Consider the following 15977-nt stretch of genomic DNA (forward strand, 5'->3'; position numbering starts at 1 on the left):
ATTCTGTCAACTATTTTCGCAGAAAAAAAGACCCCTATACCATTTCTGGTATAAGAGTCTTATTTCCGTCACCCTTAACTTAATGACATTGGCGATAAACGCTTCCTTTTTTAGTAGCGAGAGGGGGACCCGCAGCCCCTACATCATACTCAAACCCACATAGAAAGGAGGTTTTCAAGCTCTGCTTCTACTACTCAAACACCTACTCAAACAACTCAAACAATTTCCCATTTTAAGCTTTTACCGTCATCAGATGGCATAAATGGCACAGGATAAGAAAGCTTATTATCTTGTAAGAACTTTATATCTATCAAAGGCAATGATAAAAGCTCTTTTGCTGCATCATCATAAGCCTCAATAATGCGCTTTTCAGCTTCTTTTACCTTATCTTTAAGCTCCGTATTTTCCCTCTCGAGATATTCTTTTTCAACATCAGTCTTTTCCTTAACTTCTACTTCATTAAGAATAGCAGAATAATCAACAGGCTTATCATTAGCTTTTTTATCAGCAAACTGTTTAAGACTCGCTTCAAAGCCCTTCTTAAACTCAAGGAATCTTTCAAGTCTCTCTTTTTGTTCTTCTGAAGTACCTCTCTTTGATGCATGAGTACAGATAAGATGACCTTCTGCATCTACATGACAGACATAAAAACGGTCAATAAAAGCACTGTTTTCGGGATTTCCGCCACAGTCTCTTACCCACTCTTCAAAAGATACATTAGAAGTAACGACAAAGAGTTTTCCGCACCAATACGCATTATTTTTATTACGAACATAAGCTCTACAGATATAGTTATCAGCCATACTTAAAAGGGCTTCAGAAGTATAGTCTGATATAGATATAACTTCAGTAGAAGGCTGTAAGTCGTCATACTTGCCTGTTTTTCCGCTTGTTACTGCAAGAGAATGAGGCAAGTTATCGGAGTAGAAACTCTTTCCGATACCTGGAGCACCTTGTATAAAGATAGATAAACGGTTGATATACCTATTCTCATTATATCTTTTGTGTAATCCTCTATAGTAGCTCTCTTTGATAGTCTTCATGGAAGTAAGCTTTCTTTGTGCAAAAGATAGGTTACCATACCACTCTTCCCAGTCTTTAAGCTCATATCCAAGCTGAAAAGCTGCATCATCAAGAACTACAAGCTGCTCAAGAGATAGTTTTCCTGTAGAAAGCCCTTGTTCATATCCCTTACGAAGAGATAAGAACTCGTCCAAAGATATATTCATAATTACTTCAGAAATATCATACTGTTCTTTACCGTCTTTAATAGCTTCTTCTGTGTCATGTGTAGCATACATGGCACAGCCAATCATTGTTTTACATGGTTCTACACCGTGGTTTTTAAAAAGGTCATCATCAATATCTTTTCTATATGTAACGTCAAAGAGTGATAACCACTGACTTATGTGAATAGGTTGATTATCACGTTTTTTAGCCCATATATGTACATGTGGCTTTTCATTAGCAGGAAGCCATATATTATCACCAAGAGTATCTTTATAGTGAACAATGGCGAACACTATAAAATCTCTTGAAATAAAAGGTATGATTTTTTGTATTTTGTGGATTATATCAAGATATGTAGCCGTTTCAGGAAGTCCAAGCTGTTCAGCATAGCACTTAACTGAAATAGTGCGTAAAGAACTACGCATAGTATAGGAAGTTTTCTTTTTTTTCATAGTCTTTTGTACCTTTCCAACGGGGGGAGAATGTAGGAGTCCCGTTTGCTTATATAAGTACATGTATCTCTTCTGTGAAAAAATACCCTCACTTTTTGAGATACATGTGATATAATCAGAAAAAAGAAGAAAAAGACGTAATTCAACGATTTTTGTTTTTTCTGATTACATATATATATGAGAAAAAAAATCTCTAAAATTGAGATTTTTGATATTTTTCATATGGTTTTGTACCTTGAAGAAGTTTCCTGTAGGAGGGAGGCTTCTTCTTTTTTATTACTGTTGATATGTGCGCTCGTGTAGCCCAAAGAATAAAAGTGGCTACATGGCTACACGGCGGGGGCTCTTGGCCGTAGCACCGCCCCCGCACGCGCAAAACCGCATTTTTACTGTGTTTTTACTGCTTTTTATAGTGGCTACAAAGTGGCTACATGGCTACAGTGGCTACATGATGGCTACATACTATGTAGCCACTTCTAAGCCAGTATTTATGCGACTTTTCAGACTTTGGCTACATGGCTACATGTTTTTTAATGCAAAAAAATAAGAGGCAGTTGATACCTCTTATTTCTATAAACTTATTCTGTCGGCGATGATGATATAAAGACCGCATATCATATCCGCCGACGGGGTCTCGAGAGGGAAAGAACAATCACCTTCCATATCCATACTGTGCTTCCTGTATCATCTCAAAAGCCATCCTGACAAGTGAAAATAAGTCTGAAAGTATACCTGTGATAATAGGTGTATACTGAGTTTGTAGAGTGTTTATAGATGATGCGTGCTTATGCTTTGAGCCGTACTTCTTATATATCTCAGAAGATACGCTCTTACTAGCTGTCCATATATCGCTTATTTCACTGTACATTTCTTTTCTGCCACCATAGTCAAGGATTTTCAGGTATTCATTCTTAACCATTCCGTTTAGGGCTTGTATGCTAGTTGAAAGGCGGTCTGCATCATCATCAAGAGTAAAGAAAGGGATGTTCTTATCTATCTTGTGATGATATTCGTCAAGTGTATCAAGTGCCTCACATGCTTTGATGATAGCGGCTCTTTCTTTTTCAGAGTCCACTTTGAGTAGCGCATACTCATGTATAAGCCCTGAAAGTGTAGAAGCGGAAGTATAAGGATTCTTCTTTGCTCTCGAGAATCTCTTTTCAAAGTCAGCTATCTGTTTATCTTTTTCAGTCTTATAACCTTTGTATTTGTCCCTCTGTTTTTCAGCAGAATCACGGGCGTTATTTGCTTTTGCATATTTCTTTTTAAAATCATCCCTTTCTTCTTCAAGTCCTTGTATCTGTTCATCTTTCTGCTTTACATCATCAGCAGCAGCACAGTAGCTCCAAAGCTCCTGTTCAGGTACTGCATAATGGGTCTCTTTTTTACCGAAGATTTTTACTTTTTTGTAGTCTGTCGGTTGATGAAAAGTCTTGGTAAATGCTTCATACTCAACTTTCTTCCGTTCCTGCTCAGTAAGTGTTTTAGAGTTTTCTTTTTTCTTATTTTCCTGTTCAAAAAGTATTTTAGAGTTTTCTTCTATCTGTGCTTCCTGTGTATCAAGTTTTTTGTCGTTTTCTTGTATAAGGTACTTTGTAGTGTCATTTGCACTCTCGAGAGCATCAGCACTTCTTCTTGCTCTATACTCCCGTGCATCTTCATGGTCTCTTTGGGTCGGCTTTTTAGTCTGCTTCATATCAAGTCCGACCTCTTTAGCTATCTCACGAAGTACGACTCTTTGACGCTCCTGCCATGCGGTAGTTGCGTTTTCCTGTCTGCCGTTTTTACTTATATCTATCCCGTGCATTTTTAGCTGCGCTTTTAAAGCAGTTGACCTATCATTTCTTACTTTCTGACCTCTTTCACTTTCTACCACTGGGACATATATGATATGCAGATGCGGAGAAGTCTCATCCATGTGGATAGCAGCAGCGACTATATGAAGATTAGGATTTTCTCTTTTCCATTGTTCATAATATCGCTTCAATCCCTCAAGACACTGTTCCCTTTTTTCAGGGTCATCAGATATCCCCTTGACGCCGTTCTTTTCATCATCATCCCTACCACCAAACTGGGCAACAACTTCATAAGCTAATTTCGTACTATTCTTTTTTGTATCATGTTGGTAAATATAGCTGTAGTAGTTTCCTTTTACACGGTCTTTATGTCCTTTACCGTCATGTAGTAGTATCTGGTCATACTCGTCTACTGCTGGCTGAAAAGTCTTTTCATAAAACTCTTTTAAAGGCTCATAGTGTAAAAGCACATTTTTATCAGCGTCTTCCATATGTACATGAAAAGGCTCAGGGATAAAGTCAGGCGGAAGTACACCGTCTGCTTTTCTTTTTTCATAATATGCATAGTAGTTTGCTTCTTCTTTCTTCATATACTCAGGGTCTCTGATAGTATGAAGTATATTAAACTTAGGCTCCTGTCTGAAGCTTACATATCCATCAATTCCATCCATATATATCACCATCCATTCAGGTAAAATCAACCCGTTAATATCCCCATATGTAACTCACTACAAGTGTGGGGGTATATATTTCGCTCCGCTCATATATTCTCCCCACACTTTCCGTTCGCTCTGCCGAGGGCTAAAGACATATACACTACCGTTAGGCTTCTGTATACGCTCACGCTAGGTCTTCTCCGAGATACTCTTTGAAAGCGTCCAGAGTCTTAAAGCGACTTCTGACAAGAGATACTATCTCTTTGTCTTCTTTGTCTTTTTGTGTTTTCTTCTGCTTCTCAAGTCTTGCTTTTGTTTCTGCAAGTGCTTTCTCCTTTTTAGCAATCAATACTTCCAATTCCTCATTTGTCATTGCCTTCATAACTAAAAATCTCCTTTCATGTCTTTTTGGTTATAAATATCTCTTTCTTCTATATGTATTTTGTTTTTGGAAAAATGGTCGATAAAGTGAACTTTTACTTATAGGAATGTATAACGGTCGTTATTTTTCACCTTTTGCGTGAATCCACCTGCATATACTAAGGGAGGTATAAGTATATGCACATAACAAATGAACAGAAGCAAAAAATCAATTTTATTAAGAGTCTTGATGGAATGATAAACTCTGCAGTAGAATTATCAGAAGCAGAGCTTGAAAAGTATCAAAAGATGAAAAAGGAGAACCTTGAAAAGTTAATAAGTGAAGTACACAAAGAAAAAATAAGACATGATTTTCCAAGAGATGGAAAGATATATCATTTTACTGTTGTTACTGATATAAATGGTAAAAGAAAACAGAAAACAGTAATAAATGATGGTACTGATAAAAGTAAATTTGCGTTTTATGAAAAGCTGTATGAATTTTACTTTGGGAACAGTAAGAAGACTTTTGCTGTTGTCTTTGAAGAATACTTCCAGAGCATGAAGCCTAAGTGGAAAGATGGCGGTAAGAAAGTCAGAACGGATTATAAAGGTAATATTCAAGGTACTGACATTGATAAAATGCTTATTGTAAAGATTAAAGGAAGTGACCTTGATAATTTCTTCCAGAGATATTCTGAAAAGGAAAAAAGAAAAAAGATAACGAATGTGAAGTCCATCTTTAATACAGTCTTTGATTATGCAGTAGCACATGACATTGTTCAGAACAATATCGCCCGTGAGTATAACAGCGGAAGTATTACAGCAAAAGCAGCCGACAAAGACCCTCATGACTGCTATACGGACATTGATGCATATCTTTTCAGGAAACACGTAGACAAGTCTAATATATATGACCTTGCAGCCATGTTTCACTCTTATATAGATGCAAGATGTGGAGAAGTTTTTGCTATCAATATAAGTGATATATCATGGGATAAGAAGTCAGTATGGATACATAGAGAGATAGTAGAAAGATATGATGAAAACGGAAAAGGTCACTATGTTGAAGTACAACACAATAAGTCACGAAAAGACCTTGGAAGACACTTTCCTTTATCAGATGAAGCTATTGAGATATTAAAGCTTGCTATAGGAGATAGGACAGAAGGATATGTCTTTACCGGCAGAAAGGGCGGTCATCTCTTTTTAACACCCTACTTGGAGCATATAGCCGCCGTTTGTGAACGTGCAGGCATCACATATCGTGGAAGCCATAAGTTCCGTTTTAGGGCGGCTACAAAGCTTGCTTTCCTCTTAGATGACGCTACAGCAGCTACTGTAGGCGGTCACTCACAACAGACTATACAAGGCTATAAGAGAATAGCGGCTCAGATGTCTGAAGCGACCATGGATGCTATACGACAAGCTTTATAAATACTCAAACAAACTCAAACAAAAAGAAAACCCCTTGAAACATACTATTTTCAAGGGGTTTGAGTAGTAGCGAGAGGGGGACTTGAACCCTCGACACCGCGGGTATGAACCGCGTGCTCTAGCCAGCTGAGCTACCTCGCCATATCTTCGCTCGTCAATCACAAGCGACTAGAATAATATACCTCTTACATGGGGGAGTTGTCAACAAAAAATATTAAAAAAATCAAAGTATTTTTCTCATGATATTAAAGTGTTCATTTTATTGTAAAATGAATATATATCATTTAGATAAATACAGACGGAATGAATAAGCGGAGGTCAGAATATGTGGGCTTATGAGATGAGTTTTTATCAGATCTATACTTTGGGTTTTTGTGGAGCACCCTTTGAGAATGACGGAAAATTGGAACACAGAATACTAAAGGTCATTGACTGGATTCCACATCTGGAAAAGCTCGGAGTTGGCGCAGTTTTATTTAATCCTGTTTTTGAGTCGGACACTCATGGCTATAATACAAGGGATTACAGAAAGATAGATACAAGACTGGGGACCAATGAGGATTTTAAGAAGGTCTGCAAAGCTCTTCATAAGAAAGGCATAAAGATAGTGCTGGATGGTGTGTTCAACCATGCAGGTCGCGGATTCTTTGGTTTTAAGGATGTTTTGGAAAAGAGATGGGACTCACCATATAAAGACTGGTTCAATATCAGTTTTGACGGCAACAGTAACTACAATGACGGACTCTGGTATGAAGGCTGGGAAGGAAATTACGACCTGGTAAAGTTTAATCTTAGAAATCCTCAGGTTGCAGACTATCTTTTGGAGAGCGTTAAATACTGGATAGATGAGTTTGATATTGACGGCCTGAGACTTGATGTTGCTTACTGCGTTGAGAGTGATTTTCTCAGAAGACTCAGGTACGAGACCGGGAACTGGAAAGAGGATTTCTTCCTCATGGGAGAGATGATAGGTGGAGATTACAACCGTATCATGGGAGATGATCTATGCCACAGTTCTACAAATTATGAGTGTTACAAGGGCATGTTTTCATCATTTAACAGCATGAATATGTTTGAGATAATTCATTCCCTTTTGAGGCAGTTTGGACCTGAAAACTGGACTTTGTACAAAGGAAAACACATGTTATCATTTGTGGACAACCACGATGTCTCTAGGATTGCCAGCACTTTAAATAACCCTGCGCATCTTAAGCTCATCTACACCCTTATGTTCGGAATGCCCGGAATTCCAACTATTTACTACGGAAGCGAGTGGGGAGAGAAAGCGGATAAGTCACAGGGAGATCCGGCGCTTCGTCCATGCTTTGATAAGCCGCAGTGGAATGAACTTACTGACCATATAGCTGCACTCTGCAAGGGACAGAAAGGGTCAAATGCTCTTAATTACGGTGGATTCAAGTCTCTTGTTCTTACTAACAGGCAGTGTGTATTTGAGAGGGAAACAGAAAACGACAGAGTGATCGTAGCAATAAATGCCGATGACCAGCCATATACTGCTCATTTTGATGCAAGAGCTGGAAGAGCAACGGATCTTATAACCGGAAATATGGTGGACTTTGGCGGAGGTCTTGAGATTCCGGGCTATACATCATATCTGCTTCAAATTTAACATGAAATCATAATTTTTAAATTACACATGATAAGAATCCATAGTTTCACAAAAGCGCATTAATGTACAATATTCCTGTGACAGATGACCATAAAACTGCGGGGAATAAATAATGAAAATATATTTTGACAAGCTTTACAAGGATGACAGAAAAAAGGAACTATGCGGTCTTTGCGTGCCTTTTGCGAAAGGCTTTTTGAAAGCATCTGATGCTATCAAAATCTTAGATGGAGACAGACCCCTTCCCGTTCAGCCTGAAGTGACTTCCAGATGGGATGATGGGTCTGTTCGTTATGTATATCTGCATTTTCTTGCGGATCTTCCCGGCAACAGTAAAAAAGAATTTGAACTGGTGACAGACAGCGATAATAAAGTTGATTATTCGAAAACAATTGATATTATAGAAGAACCCGGGAGTATCGCCGTAAACAATGACGTGATCAGTTTTTCTGTAAAAGACAATTCGGAGAATCTCTTCGATAAATTTGATTACGATGGTAGGTCTTTTGACAGAGCACAGTTTGTGGGCCCGCTTGTTACCGTATCGGGTGAGAGACTAAGAACTGTGTTTGATAAATGGAAGGTGGTCAGGAAGGGAAAACTCTTTTCGGTTATAGAAGGAGAGGGAAGATGTCTGTCTGCAGATAAAAAGACCTTTTCGGGAAATGGGATCTGTTTTGAGATGCGACTTTCCATAACTGTCGGAAAGCCCTGGATTGATATGGGATTCAGGTTTATCAACTGCACTGATGGCAATATAAAACCGGATGATATTGTTTTTGCTGTTAAATCTGAGGCGGATTCTGAAATAAATCTTATGAGCCCTGCTGCCTCCAATGTGAAGGTGGATTCAACGGGCTGTGGAGATACAAGGAAGACTTCGATTTCAGGAGATATTGTTACCACTACCGGGATCAAAGAGCTTCCAAGATATGATTTTGGAACGGAAGACTCTCTCCAAACAGGACTAGTCAGGACAATAGCAGGAAAATCCAATTACAGAACAGAGTTTAAGATTGCTACCGGCGGAGAACAGGTGGATAACACTATTATTGCTGAGATGTTGGAAAAAGAGGCTAATGAACATTTTGCAGAAGTCCTCTACGGAACATTTTTTGCCGATTGTACAGACAAAGCAAAGAATGTCGGAATCTGTGCCACTGTCTTTCAGGCATTTCAGAATTTCCCCAAGGCTGTTAAAGCTGATAAAGACGGAGTTGTCGTGTATATTTTGCCCGATCAGAACGAGAATTCGAAAGTATCCGGGGCGGAGCCTGTGGTATTTACTTCGGGAATGGCAAGGGAGACGAGATTTCTTTTGCATTTTCATGATGCTGCAGAACCGATTTATGAGCTTGATAACAGAAGCCTTATATATCAGATGCCGGACAGGCCATATATAGCTCCTGAGGAGTTCGCAAAAGCCGGAGTCTTCCCAAATGTCTTTTTACCTGAAGAAAAACAGGATGATGATGTTGAGATAGCTCTTATAGAAAAAGCTGATTCCCATGCAAGATGCTATGGCATGCTTAATTTCGGTGATGCTCCGGATCCGGGATATACTGCCCAGGGGAGAGGCGGCGGAAACCTGGTATGGACCAATAACGAATATGATTATCCGCATGCTATGTACATGATGTATGCAAGAACCGGGATACGAAGGTTCCTTGACTATGCGAATGTGGCAGCCTGGCATTGGATGGATGTCGATGTTTGCCATTATAGCTCTGATCCGCTTAGAATGGGTGGTCAATGGGAGCATACGAAAAAGCATACAGGAGGCTCCGAAGAGGGGCAAGGCTGCAAGGGAGAAATGGTTTGCAGCCACGAATGGGTTGAGGGACTGCTTGATCTCTATCACTTTACGGCGGATGAAAGAGCTCTGAGTACTGCAATTGGTATAGGAGAGAATGTCCTTGGGCTTTTGGATACGCCTATGTATCAGGTCCCGGGAGAAGCAAGTGCAAGGGAGACCGGATGGGCGCTCAGAACACTTACAGCTCTTTATATTGAGACCGGTGATGAGAAGTGGACTAAAAAGTGTGAGTGGATAGTATCACAATTTGCTGCCTGGAATGACAGATACGGCAAGTGGCTTGCTCCATATACCGACAATACCACAATAAGAGTCGGCTTTATGATATCGGTTGCGCTGGGATCGCTTATGCGCTACTACAGAGTTTTTCCGTCAGATAATTTGCGGCAGATGATGCTTGAGGCAATTGATGATCTTACTGAAAACTTTATGACTCGCCAGGGGCTGTTTTACTATAAGGAACTTCCCAGCCTTTCAAGAAACGGCACCAATACACTGCTTCTGGAGGCTATGGCTATAGGCTATGAACTGACCGGTGATATTAAGTATCTGGACTATGGTAAAAAGACATTTAAGAGATCCTTAGCAGTTTCTCCTGCTTCAGTTGGCGGAAAGAGGATAGTGGAGGATGCGGTCCTGGTCGGGAACGGAGCTACCAAGAATTTTGCCCAGAGCTTTTTGCCTATAACCTGCTATTACGTGCAACTTGCACTGGCAAACAAAACAGTATTATAATAAATTTATGGAAATACGTACACCTATTGTTGCAATATTGGTATTATCCATATTGATCATTGTATACCTGAGGCGGAATATGCCTCGGGTATTTTCTACGCGCGTCTTTTTTGCGTTTTTGGTCGTAGCGTATATACATATTGTCGGCGATATTATTGAGAGTGCGGTATTTCAGTATCTGGACAGCTCATTTTATGTTTTGAGAAGTACTTCTCAGAGTATATATGTCGGAACGCTTATAATGTGTGCTTTTATCATGGCACTTTATGTTTATGCCAAGATTTCCTGCGGAAAGCCGGTATCAAAAGCTATTGTTGGGCTTGCTGCAATTCCGGGTATTATTGGGATAGTCGCTCTTTTATTTGGAAGGATCAATTATAACGTAAACGATGCAGGACAGTACTATAACAACGGTTTTGTGGTTCTGTTAAGCTATTACATCGGCTTTCTCTATATCTTTGTCACCATGGTCATTGCAATAATGTTCAGACACAGAATGAGAAAGGATGATGCCCTTACGATTATTGCGGGCTTGCTGATTTGGGCGGTTCTGGCGTTCTTTCAGTTCAGCTTCCATGGATATCAGGTGTCCTCCATTGCCATTATGCTGATGGCTCTTATGCTGTTTCTGTCCAGTGAGAACCCCAGAGAGTATTACGAGAAAGATATTCCCGGAGTCAAGAACAAGGATGCGTTTGACCTGGTCATAACAGAAAGATTCGCAAACAGTAAGCCGTTTTTTATAACATCGGTTATATTCACCGGAACAACAGCCATACTGACCGGAGAAGACAGGCATCTACTCAACAGACTTCAGGGTAATATTGCAAAGATGGCTGAGGAGAGCATTGGAGAGGGATCGTATCTTTCAAGCTGGAATGCACTTTCGTTTATCATAGAAAATCCTGAAGACGTAGAGACATTGATGTCTCATGTCAACAACTACAAGGATGACAGCGGGAATTACAAACTGACATATTCCGTACTTGAAGTTCCAAAGCAGACAAAAAAGGCTGATGAAGCACTCCAGATTTTGAGCTATGTATCCGGAGAGTATGTATATGCAAGGTATTCACCTAATCTTGTCATCGATGAAAAGATTATTGATAAGATGTTCTATAGAAACAGCATTGAAGATGTTGTAAGAGCAGCTGTAAAAGATAAGGCGTTCGATGTATATTATCAGCCGATTCTCAATGTGGCTGAGGGGGAATTTGTTTCTGCAGAAGCTTTGGTTCGACTACGAAGAGCTGATAATGAAAATTTCATCTCGCCTGAAGATTTCATTCCTGTGGCTGAAAGATGTGGTCTTATTCACGAAATAGATGATCTGGTATTTGAAAAGGTTTGTTCCTTTATTGCAAAGGAAAATCTCTCAAGCTACGGAATAAGAAAAGTAGAGGTTAATCTGTCGGGAAATGAGGTGGTAGACAGAAAAACCTACTCAAGACTGATAGGAAAGATGGAAAAGTACCACATTCCTCCCAAGTTTATAAATTTTGAAATTACTGAGACGGCATTTATAAATAATGATGAAGCTTTCAAAGATAATGTACAGAAGCTGAAAGAGATTGGAAGTACATTCTCTATGGATGATTTTGGATCGGGTTATTCCAATCTTTTGGAACTTTTGAAAACGGATTACGTTATGGTCAAGATGGATAAGGAGTTTATCTGGAACTGCCTTGACCCTGACAAGCCCGAAAACAGGAGGATGCTTGAGTACTCCATAGGATTTTTGAAAGACTTTGGACTTCATGTTTTAGCGGAAGGTGTAGAAACGATTGAACAGGCTAAAACTTTAACGGAAAAAGGTGTAGAATATTTACAGGGATTCTATTATTCAAGACCATTACCCGAAAACGAGTATATTGAGTTCCTCAAGGCGCAGAAAGGAGACAGGAGATGAACGAAGCTCTATACAATGCAGTTTTTTGCTACGGTGAAAGCAAGATTGACCCATTTGCCAAATGTGATGTGGATTTTGACAGGATTATCTCGGATATGAAGCTGGTTGGATATGAGCTGAGCTCTTTCAATATTGTCCATCAGATCATGCTTGAGCAGCTCGATGAACTTATCAGGACCAAGGGCAAGGTTATAGAGGAAGCTATGGATCTTGATAACAGAGATGCATATTGCAGGGATAAGTATGGGCTTTCTTTCAAGGATATTGACGCTCTTGATCCCACCAATGATATAGAATGGGATATAAAGAGCGGTCAGGTTATCTTTTACCTTAAGCCTGAGGCCAAGCATAAAGAAGGAGAGTACTTCACGTTCTTTAAGAAGAATTTTGACCAGTTTATAAGCAAAACAGGATTTAACTACACTACCCTGTAATATGAGGCAGATATGATACTGGAAACTGATCGTTTGATACTTAGAGGCTGGAGAGATGAAGATGCTCCCAGCCTCTTTAATTATGCAAAAGACAGCAGAGTCGGACCTGTAGCCGGCTGGCTTCCCCACAGGGATGAAGCCTATTCAAGGGCGGTTATAAGGACAATACTTTCGGGACAGGAAACCTATGCCATTTGTCTGAAAGAGCGTAATAATGAGCCTATAGGAAGTATAGGCCTTACTCTTCAAGGAAGCCCGGAGAGGCCTCTTGAGGAAGGTGCGGCGGAGCTGGGATACTGGGTAGGTGTGCCATTCTGGGGGATGGGGATTGCGACCGAAGCAGCTGAAGTACTTATAAACAGAGGCTTTGCTGACCTCGGACTCGAGAAGATCTACGCAGGATATTTCATTGGTAATAACAGGTCGAAAAGAGTGCAGGAAAAATGTGGATTTTCATACCACCATACCAATACAATGTCGCGCGTTATCATGCTTGGAGAGACCAGAGTCGAGTGTATCAATTGCCTGACAAGGGCTGGCTGGAATGCAGGTATCAGGACACAAAAAAATCATAATTAATTCAGATTTAAATATTACAGAAAACGTAATATTGTGATATAATTTACGTACTGGCGGCGTGAAAACGCTTACAGTCAGTGGTCAAAATAAAACAAGGAGGAACACGATGTTAAATATTGGGCAGTGCGTTATTTATGGCAGTCATGGTTTATGCAGCGTACGTGATATTCTTGTTCCGTCTTTCCTTGAGAGAGGGAAGGAGAAGGAGTATTATCAGATGGTTTCGGCTGTGGATGCAGGAAGTGTTTTGTATGTTCCTGTTGAAGGCGCTGAGAGCAAGGTAAGAGATGTAATTACTGCTGATGATGCAGAAGAGCTTATTGACGAGATTGAGTATGCTCCTGAGCTTGAGCTTCCTGAAGGTAAGAAGGCTGAGCCGGTTATTACCAATGTGATTAAACGAAATCTGACAGATGAAATGATGAGTCTGGTTAAGACACTTCACAAGATCAAGGCTATACGCCAGGCAGAAGGCAAGAAATTTGCTTCACTTAACGAAAAATATCTGAACATTGCTGAAAAACTTTTGTATACGGAATTAGCGTTCTCACTTAAAGTTGAGAAGGATGACATAAAGAAAAGAGTTTTCGACGAGCTATCACAATTACCACTTGAGACTGCATAATGCAGTCTCTTTTTTTATGGGATTGTGGGCAAAGACAGGGCAAATGTGATACAATGAGTTCTATGGTTAAAACAGAGGAACTTTATTATCAAGATGCATATTTAAAGGAGTTTGAGGCCGAGGTTCTCTCATGCTCGGAAGGCAGGGACGGATCATTTTTGGTGGTTCTTGACAGGACAGCCTTTTTCCCGGAACAGGGAGGGCAGAGCTCAGATATCGGAACGATATCTGGTGCATGTGTAAGTCATGTCAGTATCAAGGACGGAGTGATCTCGCATGTTACTGACAAAGAGCTGACTGTGGGTGATAAGGTCACCGGCGCTATAGATTGGAATCACAGATTCAGCAATATGCAGCAGCATACAGGAGAACATATCTTCTCGGGAATAGTTAATTCAAGATACGGATATGATAATGTCGGATTTCATCTTAGTGACTCCGAAGTCACAATGGATTACAACGGCGTTCTTACAGATGACGATATCCGTGATGTGGAGATGGCTGTTAATAAGGCTATCTGGGAGAATATAGAAGTAAAATGTGAATTCCCGGCAAAAGAGATTCTGGACACCCTTCAGTACAGAAGCAAGAAGGAACTGACCGGTGATGTGAGAATTGTTACGATTCCCGGTTATGATAGCTGTGCATGTTGTGCACCGCACGTGGCCAGGACCGGAGAAATCGGTTTTTTGAAGGTTGTTAGCTGCCAGAACTACAAGGGAGGAGTCCGTGTAAGTATACTTTGCGGCAAAAGAGCTCTTGAATACATAAGCGCTCAGACAGGAGTAGTGGCAGAGCTTACAGGTCTTTTGACGACGGGATCTGACAAGATAGTTTCATCTGTCAAAAAGCTTTCCGAGGAAAACTATGCCTTAAAAGGGGAACTCTCCGACTGCAGAGAAAAGCTTATCGGCTATGAGCTTGACAGCATAGATGAAAATAAAGAAAATGTCTTTTTGAAGAAAGAATCCGGGCTCGATAGTAATCTGATGAGAAAGACAGTGAATGCACTTACTGAAGTTCACAAAGGCTTTTGCGGAGTGTTCTCGGGAGACGACAGTATCGGATATAAGTACATAATTGCTACAAGAGATGGCAACAGGGATTTAAGAGCCCTTCAGAACATGCTCCATGATGAGTATGGTGCCAAGGGCGGTGGAAGTTCTGCTATGGCACAGGGCAGTATGGGGCCTGTTGATGTAGCAAGTGTTATTATAAAATGTGAATCCTTCTAAAAGCACGGGCTTTTGGAATTGATCAGAGGATAGTTGTATGAATGTTGGGAGTTTTAAGGACTTCAAGGAGGGATGCAGAGATGCCATACCCATTTGTCTGGGATATATGGCAGTTTCTTTTGCTTTCGGAATTGAAGCGTCAAAAATCGGAATGACTGTTTTTCAGGCAGCCATGACATCACTTTTGAATGTGACCAGTGCAGGTCAGTTCTCTGCATTGGAGGTAATAGCAAGGAACGGAAGTTTTATCGAACTTGCAATACTGCAGTTCATCATCAACCTGAGATATATGCTGATGAGCTGTGCACTGTCCCAGAAACTGGATCCGGAGCTTGGAACCGGCCACAGACTGGGAATATCATATGGCGTGACAGATGAGATTTTTGGAGTGAGCGTACTAAGAAAAGGAAGACTGTATCCTCTTTACTCCTATGGACTTATAGCAACATCGGTTTTTGGATGGGTTTTTGGAACTACGCTTGGCGCTTTTTCGGGACAGATCATGCCACACAGACTTATCAGTTGTCTTGGACTTGCCATATATGGTATGTTTATCGCAATCATAATTCCTGATACAAGAACCAGCAAAGCTGTAATGGCAGTGGTGCTTTCGGCGATGGTTCTCAGTACTGTATTCACATACGCACCGGTGCTTGGAACTGCTATTTCCGGGGGCTTCAGGATTATAATAATAACAGTTGTTGTTGCTGCACTTGCTGCATTTTTTGCACCTGTTTCAGATACTGAAGGAGGTGACGGGGAATGAGCAGACTCTACATGTATATTATTCTGATGGCAGTGGTAACTTATCTTATCAGAGCGCTACCGTTGACACTTATCAGAAAAGAGATAAAGAGCAGATTCATAAAGTCGTTTTTGTATTATGTTCCGTATGCAACTCTGGCTGCTATGACATTTCCGGCTATTATTAACGCCACAGATTATGTGATTTCATCTGTTATCGGATTTGTTGTGGCGCTTGTACTGGCTTTTAACAAGAGGAGCCTTCTCACAGTTGCGGGATTTTCATGTGCGGCGGCTTTTATAGTAGAATTGTTTTTACACTAACAGTCAGATAATTAT

General features: G+C 40.4%; 13 protein-coding genes and 1 tRNA gene. 10 read left to right on the forward strand and 4 right to left on the reverse strand.

Features of this window, described 5'->3' with window-relative positions; translation table 11 throughout:
* Window positions 1-215 precede the first annotated feature (215 nt).
* The 3 genes from G590_RS0111705 to G590_RS0111715 form a co-directional block, all read right to left on the reverse strand.
* Window positions 216-1682: a hypothetical protein gene (locus G590_RS0111705; protein WP_022765855.1), complete on the reverse strand. Its 1467-nt coding sequence runs from the start codon at window positions 1680-1682 to the stop codon at window positions 216-218.
* 652 nt (window positions 1683-2334) lie between these two features.
* A complete protein-coding gene (locus G590_RS0111710) occupies window positions 2335-4149 on the reverse strand; it encodes a plasmid recombination protein (protein WP_196802492.1) in 1815 nt (604 codons plus the stop codon).
* Window positions 4150-4318: 169 nt separating this feature from the next.
* Complete coding sequence (locus G590_RS0111715; RefSeq protein ID WP_022765857.1) at window positions 4319-4516, reverse strand: hypothetical protein; 198 nt, start codon at window positions 4514-4516, stop codon at window positions 4319-4321.
* 176 nt (window positions 4517-4692) lie between these two features.
* Here G590_RS0111715 and G590_RS0111720 point away from each other — a divergent pair, with 176 nt between their 5' ends.
* Entirely contained in the window at window positions 4693-5931 is a 1239-nt protein-coding gene (locus tag G590_RS0111720; protein ID WP_022765858.1) for a site-specific integrase, read from the forward strand.
* A 67-nt stretch (window positions 5932-5998) separates the two neighbouring features.
* Here the strand turns inward: G590_RS0111720 and G590_RS0111725 are convergent.
* Window positions 5999-6072, reverse strand: a tRNA-Met gene (locus G590_RS0111725).
* Window positions 6073-6256: 184 nt separating this feature from the next.
* Between G590_RS0111725 and G590_RS0111730 the strand changes: the two genes are divergently transcribed.
* From G590_RS0111730 to G590_RS0111770, 9 genes are all read left to right on the forward strand, one after another.
* Window positions 6257-7561 carry an alpha-amylase family glycosyl hydrolase gene (locus tag G590_RS0111730; RefSeq protein ID WP_022765859.1) on the forward strand — a complete coding sequence of 435 codons (1305 nt, stop codon included), beginning with the start codon at window positions 6257-6259 and terminating at the stop codon, window positions 7559-7561.
* Window positions 7562-7673: 112 nt separating this feature from the next.
* Window positions 7674-10112, forward strand: coding sequence for a hypothetical protein (locus tag G590_RS19360; RefSeq protein WP_022765860.1), 2439 nt, complete (start codon window positions 7674-7676; stop codon window positions 10110-10112).
* A 79-nt stretch (window positions 10113-10191) separates the two neighbouring features.
* On the forward strand, window positions 10192-12021 hold the full coding sequence (locus G590_RS0111740) for an EAL domain-containing protein (protein ID WP_022765861.1): 1830 nt from the start codon (window positions 10192-10194) through the stop codon (window positions 12019-12021).
* Window positions 12018-12455, forward strand: coding sequence for a hypothetical protein (locus tag G590_RS0111745; protein WP_022765862.1), 438 nt, complete (start codon window positions 12018-12020; stop codon window positions 12453-12455). The genes G590_RS0111740 and G590_RS0111745 overlap by 4 nt, the downstream gene beginning before the upstream one ends.
* A gap of 12 nt (window positions 12456-12467) precedes the next feature.
* Window positions 12468-13034 (forward strand): GNAT family N-acetyltransferase, encoded by a 567-nt coding sequence (locus tag G590_RS0111750; protein WP_022765863.1) that lies wholly within the window; start codon window positions 12468-12470, stop codon window positions 13032-13034.
* Between the two features lie 106 nt (window positions 13035-13140).
* Window positions 13141-13659 (forward strand): CarD family transcriptional regulator, encoded by a 519-nt coding sequence (locus G590_RS0111755; protein WP_022765864.1) that lies wholly within the window; start codon window positions 13141-13143, stop codon window positions 13657-13659.
* 62 nt (window positions 13660-13721) lie between these two features.
* Window positions 13722-14894, forward strand: a complete 1173-nt coding sequence (locus tag G590_RS19365; protein ID WP_035763189.1) for an alanyl-tRNA editing protein — start codon at window positions 13722-13724, stop codon at window positions 14892-14894.
* 37 nt (window positions 14895-14931) lie between these two features.
* A complete protein-coding gene (locus G590_RS0111765) occupies window positions 14932-15660 on the forward strand; it encodes an AzlC family ABC transporter permease (RefSeq protein ID WP_022765866.1) in 729 nt (242 codons plus the stop codon).
* Window positions 15657-15962: an AzlD domain-containing protein gene (locus G590_RS0111770; RefSeq protein WP_022765867.1), complete on the forward strand. Its 306-nt coding sequence runs from the start codon at window positions 15657-15659 to the stop codon at window positions 15960-15962. Before G590_RS0111765 ends, G590_RS0111770 begins: the two co-directional genes overlap by 4 nt.
* The last annotated feature ends 15 nt before the right edge of the window (window positions 15963-15977 follow it).

Source organism: Butyrivibrio sp. XPD2006, from assembly GCF_000420865.1.
Taxonomy (GTDB): domain Bacteria; phylum Bacillota; class Clostridia; order Lachnospirales; family Lachnospiraceae; genus Butyrivibrio.

Excerpts from the sequence above, each read along its gene's own strand:
- G590_RS0111705 (WP_022765855.1), bottom strand. The coding sequence starts at position 1,682 with ATGAAAAAAAAGAAAACTTCCTATACTATGCGTAGTTCTTTACGCACT.
- G590_RS0111710 (WP_196802492.1), bottom strand. The coding sequence starts at position 4,149 with ATGGATGGAATTGATGGATATGTAAGCTTCAGACAGGAGCCTAAGTTT.
- G590_RS0111715 (WP_022765857.1), bottom strand. The coding sequence starts at position 4,516 with ATGAAGGCAATGACAAATGAGGAATTGGAAGTATTGATTGCTAAAAAG.
- G590_RS0111720 (WP_022765858.1), top strand. The coding sequence starts at position 4,693 with ATGCACATAACAAATGAACAGAAGCAAAAAATCAATTTTATTAAGAGT.
- G590_RS0111730 (WP_022765859.1), top strand. The coding sequence starts at position 6,257 with ATGTGGGCTTATGAGATGAGTTTTTATCAGATCTATACTTTGGGTTTT.
- G590_RS19360 (WP_022765860.1), top strand. The coding sequence starts at position 7,674 with ATGAAAATATATTTTGACAAGCTTTACAAGGATGACAGAAAAAAGGAA.
- G590_RS0111740 (WP_022765861.1), top strand. The coding sequence starts at position 10,192 with ATGCCTCGGGTATTTTCTACGCGCGTCTTTTTTGCGTTTTTGGTCGTA.
- G590_RS0111745 (WP_022765862.1), top strand. The coding sequence starts at position 12,018 with ATGAACGAAGCTCTATACAATGCAGTTTTTTGCTACGGTGAAAGCAAG.
- G590_RS0111750 (WP_022765863.1), top strand. The coding sequence starts at position 12,468 with ATGATACTGGAAACTGATCGTTTGATACTTAGAGGCTGGAGAGATGAA.
- G590_RS0111755 (WP_022765864.1), top strand. The coding sequence starts at position 13,141 with ATGTTAAATATTGGGCAGTGCGTTATTTATGGCAGTCATGGTTTATGC.
- G590_RS19365 (WP_035763189.1), top strand. The coding sequence starts at position 13,722 with ATGGTTAAAACAGAGGAACTTTATTATCAAGATGCATATTTAAAGGAG.
- G590_RS0111765 (WP_022765866.1), top strand. The coding sequence starts at position 14,932 with ATGAATGTTGGGAGTTTTAAGGACTTCAAGGAGGGATGCAGAGATGCC.
- G590_RS0111770 (WP_022765867.1), top strand. The coding sequence starts at position 15,657 with ATGAGCAGACTCTACATGTATATTATTCTGATGGCAGTGGTAACTTAT.